Below are 19,053 nucleotides of genomic sequence, written 5' to 3' on the forward strand. Positions count from 1 at the left end.
CTTTCATAGTTCTGTTAATTATGTCGTTTTACTTTACTTAAGACTTTTTTATAGCCAGAAGCAATAATTATGCGCTCAGATGGAATGACGTATAAAATAGCCACATATAATACAACACATAAAAGCATACAGACGACGGTCCACCATACTGCATCATAGAGATGTAAAATACTATAGGCAATTAACCCAACTATAGATGCTGTAATGAGATATACACTGATATTAGATATTATGCGAAATGTACTCATATTGACAAATAAAGCTAGTAGCAACATAGAAGCTGCTAGCATTTCCATTCTTACTAACGATCGAGCATATACAAAGGTACTGAAATCATATTGAATACAAATATAAATAACTGGTATTAAAACTACTAGATGTAATATTTGAGTCCAAAATGATAGATTAGGCATCCCTTTTGCACGAAATATTTCGGAAATCAAATTAGCTGTTACAGTCATAATAGCCGAACTCAATGCCCAGGAACCTAATACAATGCCCGCTAACGTCCATTGTGGTCCTAGTAAAAGCTGAACAACAAAGTCTTGAAATACAAATAAGCCTACACCTAGAGGTACCAAAAATAGAGCCATATAGCGTTGGAATGTAAAGAATGTATTCGAAAAGGCCTGTTGATTATTTTGCACACGACTTAAAGCCGCGAATAATACAGGAGCCAAAGATGCTGTAGCCATAGCCATTACAGTCGTAACAATAGCCATTGGCATCTTATATATACCCAAATAATAAGCATCTAAAAAACGGCTAATAATGAATGTATCCACCCAAGCAGTGAGCCATATAGAAAATGCTTCAGCTAAAGACCATGCACTATAGTTAAACATATTCATAAAGACGCGACTACTAAAAAACAGATGAATTTGATTCTTCCGACTCTTTAATAATGCCAACGCCGTAAATAGCTGAGACCCTAGCATACCAGCAATTAAAGACCAATAATCGTACCCCATAAGCGCCATTGGTATAGATATCAATATAGGTGTAAGAATTGTTATGAGCCTAATATTTAAAAGAAACTTGAAATTAAAATCTCTTCGATACAATGCCATTTGGACACTACTAAAAGCAGATAAAGGAATCATAGCGCCCATCACGGCTAAAGGTATACCTAAGCCATCATTACCTACTAATACAGCCAATTCATCACGACCGATTATGATAGCGCTCCATAAAACTAGAGAAAACACTAGGTTGGCAATAAAGGCCACATCTGTAGCCTCTTGCTTATCTTGGGCACTTTCAAACTCATGCTGAACAAGAAATTTTTGAAAACCCGCATCAGCAAGCATTTCCGCAAAAGATATAACCATCATAATCGTCGCCAATATGCCGAATGCAGTCGGTGCTAACATATGAGCCAATATTATATTTGTCAGTGGTGTGATAAGCTTTGCCAAAACCTCTGTAATAACAGACCATTTAGCAGCAGCTACGATTTTAGTATCCATTATTTCTTATTGATATTCTTAATGCCTCTCAAGAATAGTTCATGATGAGCTTCACATTCCAAATAATTTTGTATTGCTAAATAACTCGTTTTGCCCAAAATAAGTTCTACCAATTTTCGGCCCAATAAAGTATTAATAGCGCGTACAATAAATGATCTACCTAAAAACTCACGCAAATAACGTTTTACATGTGTATCAGCAAAGACCTTATAAGCTTGAGTCACAAAGTGAGGGTCTTTAATTTCTTCACTACGTTTTCTATAATCCTCTAATGTTTCTGTAGCTTCAACTTCTGTGGCTAATCGTGTACCATTATCGGTTCTACGAATAGGCAATTCAGACACCACAAAATCATCCTTAGTTACGTCTACAGTAACTAGTATTGAATCTTTAATAAACTCTTGATGGTTTACAAAAAAATCGGAATTAAAGATAAAGTTGCCTTGTCCATAAATGATAGTGCCTCCCTGGTAATCTTCACGAGACCCTACACAATGATTATGTTGACAGATAACGAGATTCGCTCCACTATCGACAAATTTACGGCAATATCTCTGTAGCATAGGAGATGGATAGCGATAGAATTCCTTGCCGCCGTGATATAGAACGATGACATAGTCGCATTGTGCCTTTAAAACTTTCACTTCGTCAAAGCTTTCTAGCACATCAAAAGGATTAGCCCCCATTGTATGACAAGTAGCCATAGTAAACTCGTTCTCTGTACAAAGATAGAATCCAATACGTATATCATCTTTTTCAAAGATAAATGGCTTCTTAGCCTCTTTCAAATTAGCTCCAGCTCCAGCATGAGCAATCTTATGCTGCTTCAACAAATTTAATGTTGTCGTCAACCCTTCCACCCCTTGATCTAAGGAGTGGTTATTAGCCAGTGTTAAAAATAACGGCTCTAACACCTTATATCCATTAATTGTTTTTGTAGGCGCAATTAAATTATTACCAAATTTTACGATGGGTGTCTCTATATCAGTAAGAGGAACCTCTAAATTGAAAACATTTAAATCCGATTGCTTCAAAATTTCATAAAGCTCTTTTCCTAAAAAAGCTTCTCCATTACCGTTTTCAAATAATATTTTATTAATATCCGTAGGAACTAAATCAGCCCCGATGTACATTCTCAAGATGTAACCACTCTCCTAATTCATAATCCTTTGACATAGGACGAAATCTTTCAAATCCAGCACCAGGAAAAAATGTTAATTCTCCAATAAATAGATGCCCTTTAATTTCATAAAAATCAACACGCAAAAATGGACACCCTTTGCTAAGCTCCATCGCAACCTGTTGCATTTCACCATATGTGTCTGGCTTTGGAAACTCTGTAGGTAACGGTGGATAATGTCCAAAATGAATTCCCATAGGATTCCAATCGATATCATAGAAGTTCATACGCGTTCCTGTTTTAGAAAAACGATTAGAACATACTACTGTTAACTTTGGTTCACCATGAAAGCAATACATCTTATAATCTAATATGTCATTGCTACCTAACTCCGACAAATATTCCTCTCCGATAATACGTCGAGGAACATTCTTATAAGGCCACTCTCTAGCAATACGTGAATAATCCTGTTTTAAGAATGTTCTTAATTTAGCTTTTGCTGCTTCCCAATCAAGTGTTGATTTATCTTTACAAATAACGATGCCTCCACTATCATGTGTACATTTCAAAACGAATTGATTAGGCAACCTATCAAGGTCAATATCATCTACAGAGTTCCATACGGAAATCGTAGGTATTATATACTGATTACCTACACGTTGAGCAATAAGATGTTTAGCTTCATGTTTATCAACCATCACTGTTTGTATTGGGTCTCTAAAATTAACCTTAAGCCATTGTAACTTTTCGCTGAAAGTTTTTGGATTTTCTAGATCTAAAGGGTATCCCATATACTTAGGAAATACCTTCTTCAAAAAGTCTTCATCAGACAAAGAGTCATAATAACCCGATTTAATTAATACCCTCGTACGATAGTAAGGTTTTGTTAGAAAGGACATACCAACATTACACAATTTTCTGAACTTCATGTTTTCGTCCTTTCCGAAGCAGTTGCACCTCTAAATAAAACAACATCATATAAAAATAAGTACTTTTACTTTCATAAGAAACCATCCCCATATCCATAACAATCTGTGAAAGAAATAGAATAAGTACCATTATATATTCATTACTATGGATATCACGATAGCGAATTAAATTATAAGCTACATAGAGATACATTGAATAATAGGCTAGTAAACCAATGACACCCGTGCCAGCTAATAACTCAATATAATTGTTATGCAAGTAATAATTATCTTTACCATATACGAAAAAAGTATATACAGATGGATTATTGATACCTACACCAGTTATGGGAGATTGATAAAATAAGTCCCATCCAATATCTACCAAAGCTAACCGAATAATAGTGGATGAGTCCCCCCCTGTGCCTGTAAAGGCTTCTACCATGTTAGACATTCGGTCTAATACTTCAGAGAACATCGGCAATTGCAATACCGCAATACCTATAATGGTAAGACCTAATAAGGAACCAATAACTTTTACAATAGAATTGACCGCATTAGTACTACGAAAACTTTTAAAAATAAAGAGTAATACTGTACCAACACCGACAAAGACTAAGGCCTTACGACTACCTGTAGCCGCTAAAATACCAAGTGTTGGTAATGCAATAATATGCCACCAACGAGGACGGTCATATAGCATATAATACAAGGTCATAACAATAGCATTGGCCCCCAATAACCCTACCGTATTCGCATTCAATGCATCATTAGCAATACGTGCTGAGGATGATAAAACAGTAATAAAATAATCTAAACCGTAGAAATAAACAGTATAGAAACAAACTATATAGCCTGTCCACATGCCAATCTTTAATAATGTATCCACCGATTTCTTATCTTGATAACACATGTATAAAATGATGAGCATAAAGAATATCTTGACCATATCAAAACTTCGGCTCATAGCTACGGAAACATCTGTGGCATTAATCGCACTTAGATAACAAGCACCAATAAAAAGTAACATATAAGCATGCATCCAATTAAACCGCAGTTTTATAACACCCTGTTCTCGTATAAGATAAAAAATGATGAGACCAAATAAGCATACAAATAATACATACGCACCATAGTTCGCTTCGCCAAGGGCAAAGGAAATGGTCAACGACAACACTAAAAAGATTAGAGTTATGAACCATATCATGCGATCAGCAAGAGCCGTAATATTTAACTTCAATGGTTCTCCTCCTTACAACTCATAAAACTTCTAACCAACGTTTTGCGATTTTCCATAATGGAAATTCATCGCGTACTTTGATGGCATTCTGTGAAAGTTTAGCCGCTAGTGCAGGATCTTTTAATATACTGCGCATAGCTTCATACATAGCCTGCGTATCACCTACAGGCACAAGGATACCATTCTCTCCACTTTTAATTACCATACGAGCACCGCCTACAGGACAGTCTGTAACTACTGCCGGCAGACCCATGCCCAATGCTTCCAACATAGAATTTGAAATGCCTTCAAAATCAGAAGATGATACAAACATGGAACAAGGGGCTACCTTTTCTAAAATATTACTAGCAAATCCAGGCAATAAAACGCGATTCTCTAAATTAAGAGACTTAATTTGAGCTCGTAGTTCATCCTCTAATACACCTTGACCATAAATGACAAGTTTATATTCTGGAAACTCATCTGCCAACATACTAAAGGCATTGATCATCATAGGCAAATTCTTTTGCGGATGCAAACGACAAGCTGTAACGATTGTCTTTTCTCGTTCCCCTTCTATGGGTGACGGCAATTTACCATTAATAGGATTGGGGATAATAACACCGCGATTTTGGACATATTTTGGGAAATAAGAACGAGCATCTTCCGTTTGAAATACTAGTGCATCTGCAAATCGAAAAGCAAAATTGCGCAACGCTTGTTGATGCCACCCAATAGGTACCATACGCGGGTTATTGCGTTCAGAAAAAACAATGCGATTTTTTATAAACCAAGAACTAATCGATAAGATAAAACTCGATGCAGACAAAAAAGATAAGCATGTCGCATTTGGCCTAGTCTTTAAGATTTTGATTAGTTCTTTTATTTCTTGCATAAAGCGAATAACTTTATTAGAGCTTGTAGTATGAATTTCGATTTGTTCAATACCTTCCTCTAACGCATATTCATTACCATATCGATTAGGGCTTGTTTGGATAACTGTAATATGATGACCATCATGTACCCACTGACGAGCCAACTCTGTTAAGATTCGTTCAGCCCCATCATTACCAAGGGAGATGGTGACAATTATTATTTCCTTTTTCATAAGCCTTCCTCTTGGATATATTCAGCTAGTCTTATATAAGCTTGTGCCATTGATACCTTAGGTTGCCAACCTAGGGATTTTAACTTCTTAGAACTTAAGAACATATGCACTGTCGGCGCATAGCCAAGCCCTTGTACATCTTTTGGAATATCAAAGATGACTTCACTCTTATCATTGCTAACATGAGTTGCCACTAAATGAGCAATGCTTGCAATAGAACGCGTCTCCTCATCATGACAAACATTATATGCTTCACCAGGTAGTCCCTCTTTTAAAAGAGTTAAAAGCCCAGTTAAGGCATCAGTAATATAGCAATAATTCGACATAGAATCACCCTTTGTATGAAGTACAATAGCTTCTTTTTTAATAGCACTCTTAGTAAACTGCATAAAAACGCGATTATCAGCTACTGGAACACCTGGACCAAAGGTTTGAGCTAGTCTAGCTATTACAGCAGGAACGCTATATTCCACAGCATAGGACTTACAATAACATTCACATAGTCTCTTACTTTCAGAATATGAACTACGAATATTTAGATGATCAAGATACCCTAATCGGTCTTCAGTCATAACTTGACCAGACTCATAAGGTACACCATATTGTTCCATACTAGATAAATAAACTACTTTTTTTACCTTTTTTCGACGGCCTAACTCGAGCATGGCCTCCGTACCATAAATAGAGGTACGGATAGTTTCTACTGGATGTTCTACAAAAAACTTAGATTGTGTTGGTGCGGCTCCATGCAAAATATAATCACATGGCACATCAATAGATTCTAATGAGCCATCTACTAGGGTTAACGACTTATTGTCTAAATACTCACCGAGAATGGTTTTTGCCTTTTCATGGCTTCGCACATGACCAATCACTTTTAAATCCAGGTCATGAGTCTCATTGGCAAGTATAAGTAATTTTATAAACATCGATCCAATAAGCCCCGTTGCACCTGTTATAAGAATGCGTTGATGACGGAGGAAATGAAAGTAATTTTTTTCATGTACTAAAGCCGTTAACTCACGTTGAATAACGGAATTACTCATCTTTTAATCCTCCTAGCTCACGATTTTTAATAATCCCTGTGAACATATAATAATCAGATGGAGTTGTAATCTTTATATTTTCAGTTTCCCCTAATACAGGATATAGAGTATATCCATAGTGCATCATCATCGATGCGGAATCAATAAAGTCATGAATGCCCTCATCTTTTGCACGATTATGAACTGATATAATATCATCTAATCTAAAACTCTGAGGAGCTTTAGCCATGAGACATTCATTACGATTTAAAATATGCTTAATAGAACCATTTTGGGTAACCATAACCGTTTCTATAGCTGGAGTAACAGTAATGGCAGACCCCTTTGATTCAACAGATTCTATATTTCTCTCTATAGTAGAATTATCTACAAGTGGACGAACCCCATCATGAATCAATACAGTCACCGCGTCTTCAGGAAATAAACGCTTAGCCTCTACTAGCCCATTATATTGGGATTCCAAAGCACTTTCACCACCAGGCACAATGGATAATACCTTTTGTAGCCCCGCCTTTTCTATGAGTTGCTTTGTATAATCAATCCATTCTACTTTACAGGCAAGAACAATCCCATCAATAGTCTCCGTTTGTTCAAATACATCTAAGGTTTGAATCAAAATCGGTCTACCGTTCCATTCTAAAAATTGTTTTGGCGTCTTGCTATTTTTCATACGAGCACCTACGCCACCCGCAAAGATTACTGCTATTCGTTTCATAGGCCCTCCTTATGGTTGAGCTTCTTTTTTGGCATAATGTATGCCTTTATACTCCTTGTAAGGTGTATGTAAATCAGCAAATACTGCATCATGTTTTGCTACACGTTGCTCTACAGGTGGTAATTGCATATAGTCGCCCCAAATAAGGCGCAAATATCTCTCATACCCTTTCATAACAGGTATTTGATGGCCTTCAAAGTCTTTATATACAACAGAAGCAAAGTCCTCTCTAGGATGACGTAGCTTCATACCTTTTAAGCTACCGATTAACTCCGTACACTCATCACTCGTATCAAAGTCGTATTGAGTCATTCTCTTTTCTGCAAATCGCCAAATATGATAGCGTATAGATTGACTTGAAAAGATTTTATAAATATAACCCGCTAAAGCGCGATATGTTGGTCCCTTATTATCAGGCAAACGCTGTGCATTAAAGAGTGCAAAAGTCATGGCCCACATCAACTGCAATGCACGACTAATTTTGCCGGGTGCACAGCCATCGATAGGCATAATTTCAAGTGCCAAACCATGACAAACATCTTCATGCATACTATGACGATTGATAAAAGTCGTATTATTGTCTCTAATAGAAGCTCCTGCATCATGATAGATATGATTGCGATCAGTACGACAATACGTAAATCGTTCAGTATCAGCATATTTTGGCCATAATTTAGCTAACTTTTCATAATCTGGACGAGGCATGAAAAGATCTAAATCATCATCCCAAGGGATAAAGCCGTTATGACGTATAGCCCCAATGAGACCACCGCCGCAAAGATAAAAGCGCAAATTATGTTTATCACAGAACTCTTTAAAGTACAGTAACATATTCAGCTCTTTTTCTTGTATTTCCTTTGTCATAGATGTACTCATAGGGACCTCTTTCAACGTAATACAGCTAATACTGTATCAATCATCGTTTTTATATCTTGTAAAAAAGAAAACTCCTTAATACTCCTTAAATTCCAAGCCATCTTACCCGGTAAAACCTCATTTATATAGACTTCATCAACATTCTGAGCATTTTGTAAAAGTTGATCTTCATCTTTATAAGTAATACTGGCAACACTGGTAACACCAGCAGGTAATAATAAGGTAGCTTTCATTTCATCTGTATAAGCAGCCACATAACGTGGAACCTCAGGTCTTGTACCGACAAAGCTCATATCTCCTAAAAGGATATTAATAAGCTGAGGCAATTCATCGAGACGACAGTTGCGAAGCATATTGCCTACCTTCGTAACACGCATATCATTTTGTGATGTCACTTGTGCACCTAAAGATTCCGCATTCTTTACCATAGTACGGAACTTATAGATGCCAAAGGTACGACCGTACTGTGTCACTCGAGTTTGACGAAAAAAAACCTCTCCCTCACTATCTCGTTTAATCATGATGGCTAGTACCAAGAATATAGGGCTTAATGTAATAAGCATTCCCGCTGCCATTACGCGGTCAAAAATGCTTTTGCAAAGAAGGCTTATACGCCTTTGATTTAATATTTCAAAATAGGGACGAACCGCTTCACACTGAAGCTCTTTTGGTAGATCATGAAAGTTCTTTACTAGCATTCGGTAATAATCCTTTTAAACTGTTTAATGATATATTGCACTTCTTCATCTGTAAGGAGCGTATGAAGTGGCAATGTAATTTCATTTTTAAATTGGTCATAAGCATTTGGATAATCATCGATTGTAAAGCCTAAGTTTTTGTAAGCCGTATGCATTGGAATTGGCTTATAATGGACATTCGTCGCAATGCCAGCCTCAGCCATAGCTTCAATAACCTTGTTGCGGTATTGCGCATCACGGCCGTCTAAACGGACTAAATACAAGTGACCACTACTTTCATGCTCATTTGTATAATGGTTCAACAATGTAACAGGTAAATCCTTAAATGCTGTATCATAAGCTTCAATAATTTCTTTACGACGTGCCAAAAGTTTTGGGTATCTTTCAAATTGAGCTAGTCCAATAGCCGCCATGATATCCGTCATATTACATTTATAATAGGTACCTTTAATATCATATTCCCAAGCACCTGCTTTTGTTTTTGCAAGAGCATCCTTATCTTGACCATGCAAAGATAGCAATTGGAATTGCTTGTAAATAGTTTCATCATCAATACCATCTATATGACGCCATGTAGCACAGCCGCCTTCAGCAGTAGTAAAATTTTTTACTGCATGGAAGGAAAAGCTACTAAAGTCTGCAACATTACCTGTTTGTACCCCTTTATATGAGGCCCCAAAGGAATGAGCACAATCAGCCACAATAGGAATATGACCTACTGCTTTTTGAATATCATTAGCAGGTGTAAAGAGAGATTTCTTTTCATCCACAATGGAGCGTAGTCGATCATAATCGCAAGGTACACCTGCAACATCAACGGGAATGATTGCTTTTGTTTTTGGTGTAATAGCGCGAGCTACTGCATCGTAATCCATTTCATAAGCATCTTTCTGTGTATCAACAAGCACTAATGTGGCGCCCACATGAACAACAGGACTTGCACTAGCTGTATAGGAATAGGCACTAGTTATGACTTCGTCTCCAGGTCCAATCCCCAATACGCGAAGAGACATTTCAAGCGCTGCCGTAGCAGAGTTTAAACAAACGGATTTAGGTGTACCTAACTGATGAGCAATCTTTTTTTCTAATTCTTTAGTACGAGGACCTGTCGTAATCCACCCACTTTTTAAGGCTTCAACGACTTCATTGATTTCTAACTCTGTAATATCTGGAGGAGAAAAATTAATTCTCATATAAATCACCTCAATACTTTCTGTACCATATTGATACGCTTGATTTATCACATAGAATGTTAATCAAAACAGTTATATTACGCGTCAATCGCGATGGATCCTAAAAGAGGAATGCCTACTTGTGAAAGCCGTTTCTTAGCTTCAATCAAATCTTTTGGACTAACTACTTCATTTTTAACAACTAACACTACACCATCTGATTTTTCGGCCAATACAACGGCATCTGTAACAGACAATACGGGTGGTGTATCGATGATAACCACATCATATTCATCACGTACATACTCAAAAATCGTAGGTAATTTGCTAGAATCTACAATATCAGATGGATATTCAACAACTTCACCCGCCGTAAGCACATCCAAATGAGGCACTACATTACGATGAATCGTCAAATCTTCATCCATCATCACCGCATTGGTAAGACCTTTATTTTGTACATTAAAGGCTATATGTTGTGCTGGATTGCGTAGATTACCATCTACTAGAAGAACTTTATTATTATTTTTAGATAAAGCTAATGCTGTATTAGCTGCCACTTCAGAAGTTCCTTCACCACTAGTAGCCGCAGTAATACAAATAAGTTTACATTTATGTTGGTTACATACATATTGAAGATTGCTACGCAATGTACGGTATGCTTCCACAAGTGGTGTATCACCACGTTCATTAGAAATTAGTCTAATCATATTAACCTCTTACTTTGCGCAACAATACTACGATACGATTACTAGGCTCTTCGTATTCTTTTTCTTTATGATTTGGAATTACGCCCAAGTTTTGAATACCAAGAATATCATTAATTTCTTGTACAGATTGAACTTTGCGATTACCGAAGAATTGGCCCAATGTATAGAGGCAACCAAAGATGAGGCCTAAAATGGCAGAGCCTAATATAATAAGAATCTTACGTGGTGCAATCGCCTTTTCTGGCAATGTAGGAGAATCAACGATTTGAACTTCATTCGGTACCATAACCTCTGCTACCTTCGCTTCTTCTAAGCGAGTAGATAACATTTGATAGATATCTTGTGCCACATCTACATCACGTTTTGCTTGAATATAACCACGTTCTTTTTCAGGTAGTCCTTTTATAGCTTCTTCGTTTGCTTTATCTAGCTCAGCTAATGTAGATTGTTTACCTTGAGCTACAGCTAACGCAGCTTCATTTTTAAACTTATCCGCTAGCAAGCCTTGTTGTGCAGAATTGCTTGAAGGTGCTTGTTGAGATGCAATAGCGTTGATTTCAGCATTTAGACCACTTTTAGCTTCTTCAATTTGTTGATTAATTTCTTTCATCGCAGGATGTTCATCAGTATATTTACCAATATAAGAAGCTTTACGAGATTCTAAATCTGCTAACTGACCCTTGTAGGCTTGAACCGTAGCACTATCAGCGATGCTTTTACCTGCAGAACCTAATTGCTCATTGATACTGTCAAGTGCAGCTTGTGCCGTTTCTAAATCGAGTTGATTTTGAGCCTTCTCACGATCAATTAGAGTAATCTTATCAGTTAAGCCTTTCATTTGATCTGCTGTGGAGTACACCTTATTATCTATTTGAAATTGTTGTAATTTCTTTTCTGCTTGCTCTAATTCAGATTTCGCAGTAACAACGCGTTTCTGTAAGAATTCACGAGTAGTTCGTTGTTCAACATGAGAGATTTCAGCAAGGCGTTTCAAGAAGGTATCAATAAGTAATTGATTAGCTTCTTGTGCTTGCTCAGGAGACTTACCTGTTACACTTACTTGCAATAACTCGGTTTCTTTATACGGTTTAGTTTCAATGCGAGTTTTAACAAAATCTTCATATGTTGGCGCATTACCGGTACCTTCAGGATCTTCTATAGCAGTAATTACTGGCTCTACTACATTACGACTTTTTAAAATTTCTGCATCTGTGTTCATCAATTGACGAGACATAGAATCAGAATAGGCATTAGCACTAGATAATACAGAATTGCTCAAACCTTGAGCTTGTTTAATGCGCAACATCGATGTAGATTGATATGTTGATGGTGCAAGAAAAGCATACGCACCACCTAAAACCATACATGCTACCGCAATATTAATAATTTTACGGCGCTTTTTAATGAGGACTCTGCCCACCTCTTTTAAATCAATAATTTGTTCCACCCATATACCCCTTTCTGTAAAAGTATACAAACAACAGGGTCTCTCCCACTTAGAATATTAACTGTACCTAACCCTCTCAATAAAGGCACAATGTATCAAAATTAAAATAGTCTTATACATATATCGGGTAATAAATGTATCGTCCACGACCTATAACGACCTATACATTATGATTTGGGTCGTATGTAGGAATGATATCCTGCAACACATTAATTACATCTATATCAGTTTTACATGTATCAAAACGCTCTATTTCACGACTTAGCCATTCTTGATTAACATCTTCTAGAGCTGCTTCAAAAATTTTCTTATGCGTAGTAGTATTCGTACCTTCTCCGGCAGTTAATAGTTCTTCATATAACTTTTCACCTGGACGTAAGCCAGTAAATTCAATACGAATATCCTTATTAGGCTCAAAGCCAGAAAGGCGAATCATATTCTTAGCCAAATCGACAATTTTAACCGGTTCACCCATGTCCAAAAGGAACACTTCGCCCCCATTACCCATGGCACCAGCTTGAAGTACTAATTGACTGGCTTCAGGAATAGTCATAAAATAACGTGTCATCTCTGGATCTGTAACGGTTACAGGGCCACCGGTTTCAATTTGTTTACGAAATAAAGGAATAACCGAACCACGGCTACCAAGTACATTACCAAAACGAACTGTTATAAACTTAGTATCATATGTATGATTCATACCAAGTACAACTTTTTCAGCAACCCGTTTTGTAGCGCCCATAACACTAGTTGGATTCACCGCTTTATCCGTGGAAATCATAACAAATCGATCTACCCCATGAGCTCCGGCTACATCCGCAACATTACGAGTACCATAAATATTATTTAATACTGCAGCAATTGGCTGTATTTCCATAAGCGGCACATGTTTATGAGCTGCTGCATGAAATACTACATCAGGATTATAGTTATTGAAAATTTGTTCTAATTGATTCTTATCGCGAATATCTGCAATGATTGGAACCAAGGTATCTTGGGGAGCAATATTGCGCAATTCTTGATGAATAAGATAAATACTATTTTCACCATGACCTAGGAGCAATAGCTTTTTAGGTTTTACACGTAAAACTTGACGACAAATTTCAGAACCAATAGAGCCCCCCGCACCAGTAACTAAAACTACTTTATTTTTAAGATATGTTTCAACCTTGGACGTATCGAGCTGAATCTCATCACGTTCCAATAAATCCTCAATTGAAACAGGATGTAAATGAGATACAAGAACTTCATCATCAAGCAGTTGGTACATCCCCGGTAAAATATTGATTTTACATTTTAAAGGAGAACAGATTTCCATGATTTCTTGAATAATATCTCGCTTCACAGAAGGCATGGCAATAATAATTTCTTCTACCTTATACTTAGCAACTAATGCTGGAATATCTTCACGATTACCGAGAATTCTAAAACCATTCATAAGACGATTATGTTTAAACATATCATCATCAACATAACCAATCACTCGACGAGAACGCTTATGATATCGTTCAATTTCACGAGCTATAGTTGCACCTGCATCACCGGCTCCTATGATCAATGTATTCACTTGGCCACTTTCACCATCGTCCCCACTGCTATAGTGAAGTGCCACATAATGAAGCAACATACGTCCCATACCAACAGCGCCTGTAGTAAGGAACCATGTAATAAAATAGATGGAACGTGGTAATGACTTACCAAATACAAACATAGAGAAATAGAATAAAGCCGTACCAATTGTAGTCGCTACAAATACTGCTAATACCTCTCGCATCCCTGCATAGCGCCAAATACGTGTATATAAATGCATTATCAAGAACATCAACATATACGAAATAAGTAATAACGGAAGTGCTTCCACCATTTGATTAATATATTGAGGTTCTATGTGTCCATCAAATCGAATAAAAAGACTGATAAAAGCAACGATTACAATCGTCACAATATCGGTAATAAACAATATGGATGGTAATAAATATGAACGCAAAAAAACGCCCCCTTATATGATAGATATCGCCTTATCTTTAATCCTTACCTATTCGTGATACCATGTAAGCCCCTGTTAAGATTGGAGCAATATCACGAGCAAAGTTGATGCGACTATTCTTAGTTAAGTAAAGAATATCACCTTCACGCATGATGTAGTTTTCAGACATATCTCCAGTTTGTAAAATACGATTCAAATTAATAGGAATCGGTTTCTCTGGATTATCTTGATGAATCAAGTAAATTTTCTTTTTTGCTGTATCCCAGTTAAAACTACCTGCAGCCCCAATCGCATCAATAACTGTACTAGATTTAGTCAACGTATAGGCGCCAGGCTTATTAATTTCACCAAATACATATACGCGAACGCCGCCCAATTTCGATACATTTACTGTGATATCAGGATTAATGATATAACGAGACAGACCTTGCTGTAACTCAGCTGTAAATTCATCTACAGTTAAGCCATCTGCTTTTACGGCACCAACCATAGGGAACGATACATATCCATCTGGTCTAACGGTATACACAATATCATTACCATTACGCGTACCAAGCTCTGCCTGCTGAACCACTTGAATATTCAGTTCATCTCCTTGACGCAGACGATATTCTTTATCAGAGCTAATTACGGATGCACTAGTTTCCAATGGGGCATGGCCTTCCATTTGTACATTCTTGGCATTATAAGGCTGATTAGTATTTATATTAACTGGCGCAGCCATAGCCATTGTTGTAGTACATAAGAATGCAGCCATCATCATATACTGTTTCTTCTTCATACTTACCTCTTTTTCTATTCAACTTATTTAATTCATCACTTAATTATTGATGTATCTTATATCTAAAAAATCAGTCATGCTATTTTATCATTTTTTTAAATATACTTCTACAAATCTAGTATGTTCCAAACGAACTTCATAAAACCTTCAACAACGATTCCTTAAAAATACAGTATTTTCAATATATGTTCATTAATTATTATTTGCTGTTTTCATTCCTAATTCACTAGTTTTATTATTGAAATTTGTAAGAATAATAAAATATATTTAAACTCACTTCATTATCAGCTCACATAGTTCTTCTATTTATATCAGAATTAGTGATAAAAAAATAAGGTGTATATACTAGAAATCTAGTATATACACCTTATTCAAAGTTTTTGACACTAATGATCGCTCTATATAATTAATTATTCAACACGACCGCCTAAATAAGCTTCCATAACGCGAGGATTATGGCGAACTTCATCAGCAGAGCCAGATAATACCATTTTACCAGTCTCCAAAACATACGCATAATCAGCAATCTTCAATGCTTGACGCACATTTTGTTCTACTAAAAGAACTGTTGTTCCATCAGCGCTGATTTCTTTAATGGTTTCAAAAATCTCATTTACTACTAAAGGTGCAAGGCCCATAGATGGTTCATCTAATAATAACAATTTTGGACGAGCCATAAGTGCACGACCAATAGCTAGCATTTGCTGTTGACCACCTGATAAAGTACCACCCAATTGATAACTTCGTTCATCAAGAATAGGGAATCGTTTAAATACCTTTTTGATATCTGTTTCGATTTCTTTATCTTTACGTGTATAAGCACCCATTTCAAGGTTCTCATAAACACTCATGTCTTGTAGAATTTGACGTCCTTCAGGAACTAAGGAGATACCATTTTGTACAACTTGATGGGTTTGGCGACCTGTAATATCTTGACCTTCAAAAATCACTCGACCAGATGTGGGTTTTACAAGTCCCATAATAGTCTTCATCGTCGTAGTCTTACCAGCACCATTAGCACCAATAAGAGATACAATGGAACCTTGTGGAACTTCTAAACTTATATCTTTTAAGGCTGTAATATGTCCATAACCAGCCACAATATTTTCTAGTTTTAACATATTACACCTCCTCTTTACCTAAGTATGCTTCAATTACAGCTTCATTATTTTGAATTTCTTGAGGTGTACCTTCAGCAATTTTCTTGCCAAAGTTAAGTACTACCAAACGATCACAGATATTCATCATCAATTCCATGGCATGTTCGATAACCACAACGGTAATACCTAGGTCACGAATCTTGCCAATCAATTGACGCAGAACTTCAGTTTCACTATCATTCATACCTGCTGCCGGTTCATCAAGTAAAATTAACTGAGGATGTGTCGCTAAGGCACGAGCAATTTCAAGACGACGTTGCTTACCATACGGTAATGATGTGGCAACCTCTTCCGCATCATCTTCAAGCCCTACAAGCTTTAAGAACTCATAAGCAATACCACGACAACGTTCTTCTTCAATGCGTTGACGTTTTGTTTTCAAAAAACTAGATAAGAAGCCAGAGCCAGTACGACAATGCATACCGGTTAAAACAGTTTCAAGAGCAGTCATATTGCCAAAGAGACGAATATTTTGGAATGTACGAGCAATGCCCATTTCAACAGTTCTATGAGGCTTGATGCCTACAACAGACATACCATCAAATACAATTTCACCAGAACTTGCAGGGAATACACCAGTAATCAAGTTGAATAGTGTGGTCTTACCAGCACCATTTGGACCGATGACACCAAATACTTCACCTTGTTTAACGCCAAAAGATACTCCTGTGAGGGCTGCAACGCCACCAAAGCTTTTACTTACGTCATTTAATTCTAATAGCATTCAGTTCCCTCCTATCCTTGTTTTTCTTCTTGTTGTTTGCGTTTATATGCTTCAAAACGTTCTGTTAATACTTGTGACTCTGGAATATATGGAGCCTTTTTAAAGCCTAATTTGCGACTAATTTTATCTACCATAGATTCTGTCAGAATACCATCTGGACGAACGGCCATCAAAATGACTAGTAATGCACCATAGATGATGTCCCGATAGTCGGATAAGAAACGCAATACTTCTGGTAATAATGTAAGAATAAAGGAACCTAATACGGAGCCCCATACTACATTGGACCCACCAAATACAGGGAATAACAAAATTTGTACTACTTTATGGTAGCTGAAATCTGTAGGATTAATAAAGTTTGTAATATGCGCATACAAACCACCGCCAATACCAGCGATGAAAGCACCAATGATAAAGGCCATCATCTTGTAGTATACAACGTTAATACCCATCAATTCTGCTGCATGATCATCAGCCTTAATCGCTGCAAAGGCACGACCCACACGGCTATTATTAATCCGTACACAAAAAGCGATAATCAATACTAAAATAGCTAACAAAATAATGATAGCCATTAGATTGCCCCATGCAACAGCATCAATGCCCATTAAACCATCGAAATCAAATTCATAGGCATAATTTGTCAATTCTTGAGGAATGGATGGAATACCAGAAAGGCCTAATGCACCATTTGTAATATCCAAATTCAAGAAAATAACACGCACAACTTCGCCAAATCCAAGTGTAGCAATGGCAAGATACAAACCTTTAAGACGTGTTGTTGGCAAACCGATAATAACAGCCACAAGACTAGCAACTAAGCCACCAATAATAATGCCTACAACGATAGGCAAATCAGCTTTCAAAGAAAGAATAGCGCCTACGTATGCACCAACACTCATAAAGCCAGCAGCCCCTAAAGAAAGCTGTCCACTTGCCAGTGTGAAATAAATTGAAATACCCATGATGGCATTAATGATGAAAAACATCACGATCTGTAGATAATACGGGTTTAATAATTCCATTACGGTCTACCCCCTTTATCTTTAGATCCAAACAAGCCTTGTGGGCGCCAGAATAATAATAGGATAATGAGACCAAAGGCCACAGCATCACGGAATGTAGATGCACCATAAGCAACAGAGAAGATTTCTGCTACACCTAAAATAAAGCCGCCAACCATGGCGCCTGTAATATTACCAAGACCACCTAAGATAAGTACTGCCAGACCTTTAAAACCTATAATAACACCCATAGTAGGCTCAATAGCATTAAAGGACAATCCTACCAATACACCTGCCGCTGCACCTAAAGCAGATGCAATCATAACAGTAATAGATATAATCATTGTTGGATTGATACCCAAGAGAGCTGCTGTTTCCGTACTCATGGATACAGCGCGAATAGCCTTACCAATCTTAGTTTTCTTAATAACTACATTTAAAATCAGCATTAGCACAACAGAAACGCCTAAACCAATAATTTGTACCATAGAAATTTTGAAAGCTCCAAAGTCGATTAGGCCACCAATATAGTCTGGTGGGAATGATCTAGTTTGAGGGCCCCAAAGCAATAATGCCAAACTTTCAAGGAAAATAGAAACACCAATAGTACTAATAAGTGGTGCCAAGTGAGACACCTTTTTCTTGCGTAGTGGACGAAGCGCCACAAATTCTAAAAGATAACCAAGGATAGCACCTACAGCCATAGCTACGATAAGGGCTACAAAAATGTTAACGTTAAAAATTGTTACCATAAAAAGACCAACGAAGGCACCTATCATAAAGATGCCTCCGTGAGCCATGTTGATAATATTCAAAACACCGAACACAAGTGTTAAGCCAATAGCGAGTACAGCATATAAGCTACCGAGGGTTAACCCGTTAACTAATTGTTGTAAAAACACTATACTA

18 protein-coding genes are annotated in these 19,053 nt (G+C 37.0%); all 18 read right to left on the reverse strand.

The features are described from left to right. Nucleotides 1-14: 14 nt before the first annotated feature. On the reverse strand, nucleotides 15-1,469 hold the full coding sequence (locus E6X37_RS03745) for a lipopolysaccharide biosynthesis protein (protein WP_101928171.1): 1,455 nt from the start codon (nucleotides 1,467-1,469) through the stop codon (nucleotides 15-17). Continuing rightward, complete coding sequence (locus E6X37_RS03750; protein WP_232055016.1) at nucleotides 1,469-2,602, reverse strand: CapA family protein; 1,134 nt, start codon at nucleotides 2,600-2,602, stop codon at nucleotides 1,469-1,471. Before E6X37_RS03750 ends, E6X37_RS03745 begins: the two co-directional genes overlap by 1 nt. Beyond that, nucleotides 2,586-3,518 (reverse strand): ATP-grasp fold amidoligase family protein, encoded by a 933-nt coding sequence (locus tag E6X37_RS03755; protein WP_101928169.1) that lies wholly within the window; start codon nucleotides 3,516-3,518, stop codon nucleotides 2,586-2,588. Before E6X37_RS03755 ends, E6X37_RS03750 begins: the two co-directional genes overlap by 17 nt. Continuing rightward, nucleotides 3,496-4,737: an O-antigen ligase family protein gene (locus E6X37_RS03760; protein WP_101928168.1), complete on the reverse strand. Its 1,242-nt coding sequence runs from the start codon at nucleotides 4,735-4,737 to the stop codon at nucleotides 3,496-3,498. Before E6X37_RS03760 ends, E6X37_RS03755 begins: the two co-directional genes overlap by 23 nt. 19 nt (nucleotides 4,738-4,756) lie before the next feature. After that, nucleotides 4,757-5,824: a glycosyltransferase gene (locus tag E6X37_RS03765; protein WP_101928167.1), complete on the reverse strand. Its 1,068-nt coding sequence runs from the start codon at nucleotides 5,822-5,824 to the stop codon at nucleotides 4,757-4,759. Further along, nucleotides 5,821-6,870: an NAD-dependent epimerase/dehydratase family protein gene (locus E6X37_RS03770; protein WP_101928166.1), complete on the reverse strand. Its 1,050-nt coding sequence runs from the start codon at nucleotides 6,868-6,870 to the stop codon at nucleotides 5,821-5,823. The genes E6X37_RS03765 and E6X37_RS03770 overlap by 4 nt, the downstream gene beginning before the upstream one ends. Next, nucleotides 6,863-7,585, reverse strand: a complete 723-nt coding sequence (locus tag E6X37_RS03775; protein WP_101928165.1) for an IspD/TarI family cytidylyltransferase — start codon at nucleotides 7,583-7,585, stop codon at nucleotides 6,863-6,865. Before E6X37_RS03775 ends, E6X37_RS03770 begins: the two co-directional genes overlap by 8 nt. A gap of 9 nt (nucleotides 7,586-7,594) precedes the next feature. Further along, complete coding sequence (locus E6X37_RS03780; protein WP_101928164.1) at nucleotides 7,595-8,461, reverse strand: LicD family protein; 867 nt, start codon at nucleotides 8,459-8,461, stop codon at nucleotides 7,595-7,597. 11 nt (nucleotides 8,462-8,472) lie between these two features. Continuing rightward, on the reverse strand, nucleotides 8,473-9,159 hold the full coding sequence (locus tag E6X37_RS03785) for a sugar transferase (protein ID WP_004693385.1): 687 nt from the start codon (nucleotides 9,157-9,159) through the stop codon (nucleotides 8,473-8,475). Next, nucleotides 9,153-10,352 carry a DegT/DnrJ/EryC1/StrS family aminotransferase gene (locus E6X37_RS03790; protein WP_004697277.1) on the reverse strand — a complete coding sequence of 400 codons (1,200 nt, stop codon included), beginning with the start codon at nucleotides 10,350-10,352 and terminating at the stop codon, nucleotides 9,153-9,155. Before E6X37_RS03790 ends, E6X37_RS03785 begins: the two co-directional genes overlap by 7 nt. 77 nt (nucleotides 10,353-10,429) lie before the next feature. Further along, nucleotides 10,430-11,041, reverse strand: a complete 612-nt coding sequence (locus E6X37_RS03795) for a CpsD/CapB family tyrosine-protein kinase (protein ID WP_101928163.1) — start codon at nucleotides 11,039-11,041, stop codon at nucleotides 10,430-10,432. A gap of 1 nt (nucleotide 11,042) precedes the next feature. Next, nucleotides 11,043-12,488, reverse strand: coding sequence for a GumC family protein (locus E6X37_RS03800; protein WP_101928162.1), 1,446 nt, complete (start codon nucleotides 12,486-12,488; stop codon nucleotides 11,043-11,045). A 160-nt stretch (nucleotides 12,489-12,648) separates the two neighbouring features. Continuing rightward, a complete protein-coding gene (locus E6X37_RS03805) occupies nucleotides 12,649-14,475 on the reverse strand; it encodes a polysaccharide biosynthesis protein (protein WP_156697466.1) in 1,827 nt (608 codons plus the stop codon). Between the two features lie 37 nt (nucleotides 14,476-14,512). Then, entirely contained in the window at nucleotides 14,513-15,256 is a 744-nt protein-coding gene (locus E6X37_RS03810; RefSeq protein WP_156697465.1) for a polysaccharide biosynthesis/export family protein, read from the reverse strand. 410 nt (nucleotides 15,257-15,666) lie between these two features. Continuing rightward, the gene (locus E6X37_RS03815; RefSeq protein WP_008600622.1) at nucleotides 15,667-16,377 is read right to left on the reverse strand and encodes an ABC transporter ATP-binding protein; all 711 of its coding nucleotides are present in this window, start codon (nucleotides 16,375-16,377) and stop codon (nucleotides 15,667-15,669) included. Between the two features lies 1 nt (nucleotide 16,378). Continuing rightward, the gene (locus E6X37_RS03820; protein ID WP_156697464.1) at nucleotides 16,379-17,140 is read right to left on the reverse strand and encodes an ABC transporter ATP-binding protein; all 762 of its coding nucleotides are present in this window, start codon (nucleotides 17,138-17,140) and stop codon (nucleotides 16,379-16,381) included. An 11-nt stretch (nucleotides 17,141-17,151) separates the two neighbouring features. Next, complete coding sequence (locus tag E6X37_RS03825) at nucleotides 17,152-18,165, reverse strand: branched-chain amino acid ABC transporter permease (protein ID WP_156697463.1); 1,014 nt, start codon at nucleotides 18,163-18,165, stop codon at nucleotides 17,152-17,154. Then, nucleotides 18,165-19,046 carry a branched-chain amino acid ABC transporter permease gene (locus E6X37_RS03830; RefSeq protein WP_012864168.1) on the reverse strand — a complete coding sequence of 294 codons (882 nt, stop codon included), beginning with the start codon at nucleotides 19,044-19,046 and terminating at the stop codon, nucleotides 18,165-18,167. The genes E6X37_RS03825 and E6X37_RS03830 overlap by 1 nt, the downstream gene beginning before the upstream one ends. Nucleotides 19,047-19,053: the final 7 nt, after the last annotated feature.

This window comes from Veillonella parvula (assembly GCF_032550495.1).
Taxonomy (GTDB): domain Bacteria; phylum Bacillota; class Negativicutes; order Veillonellales; family Veillonellaceae; genus Veillonella; species Veillonella parvula_G.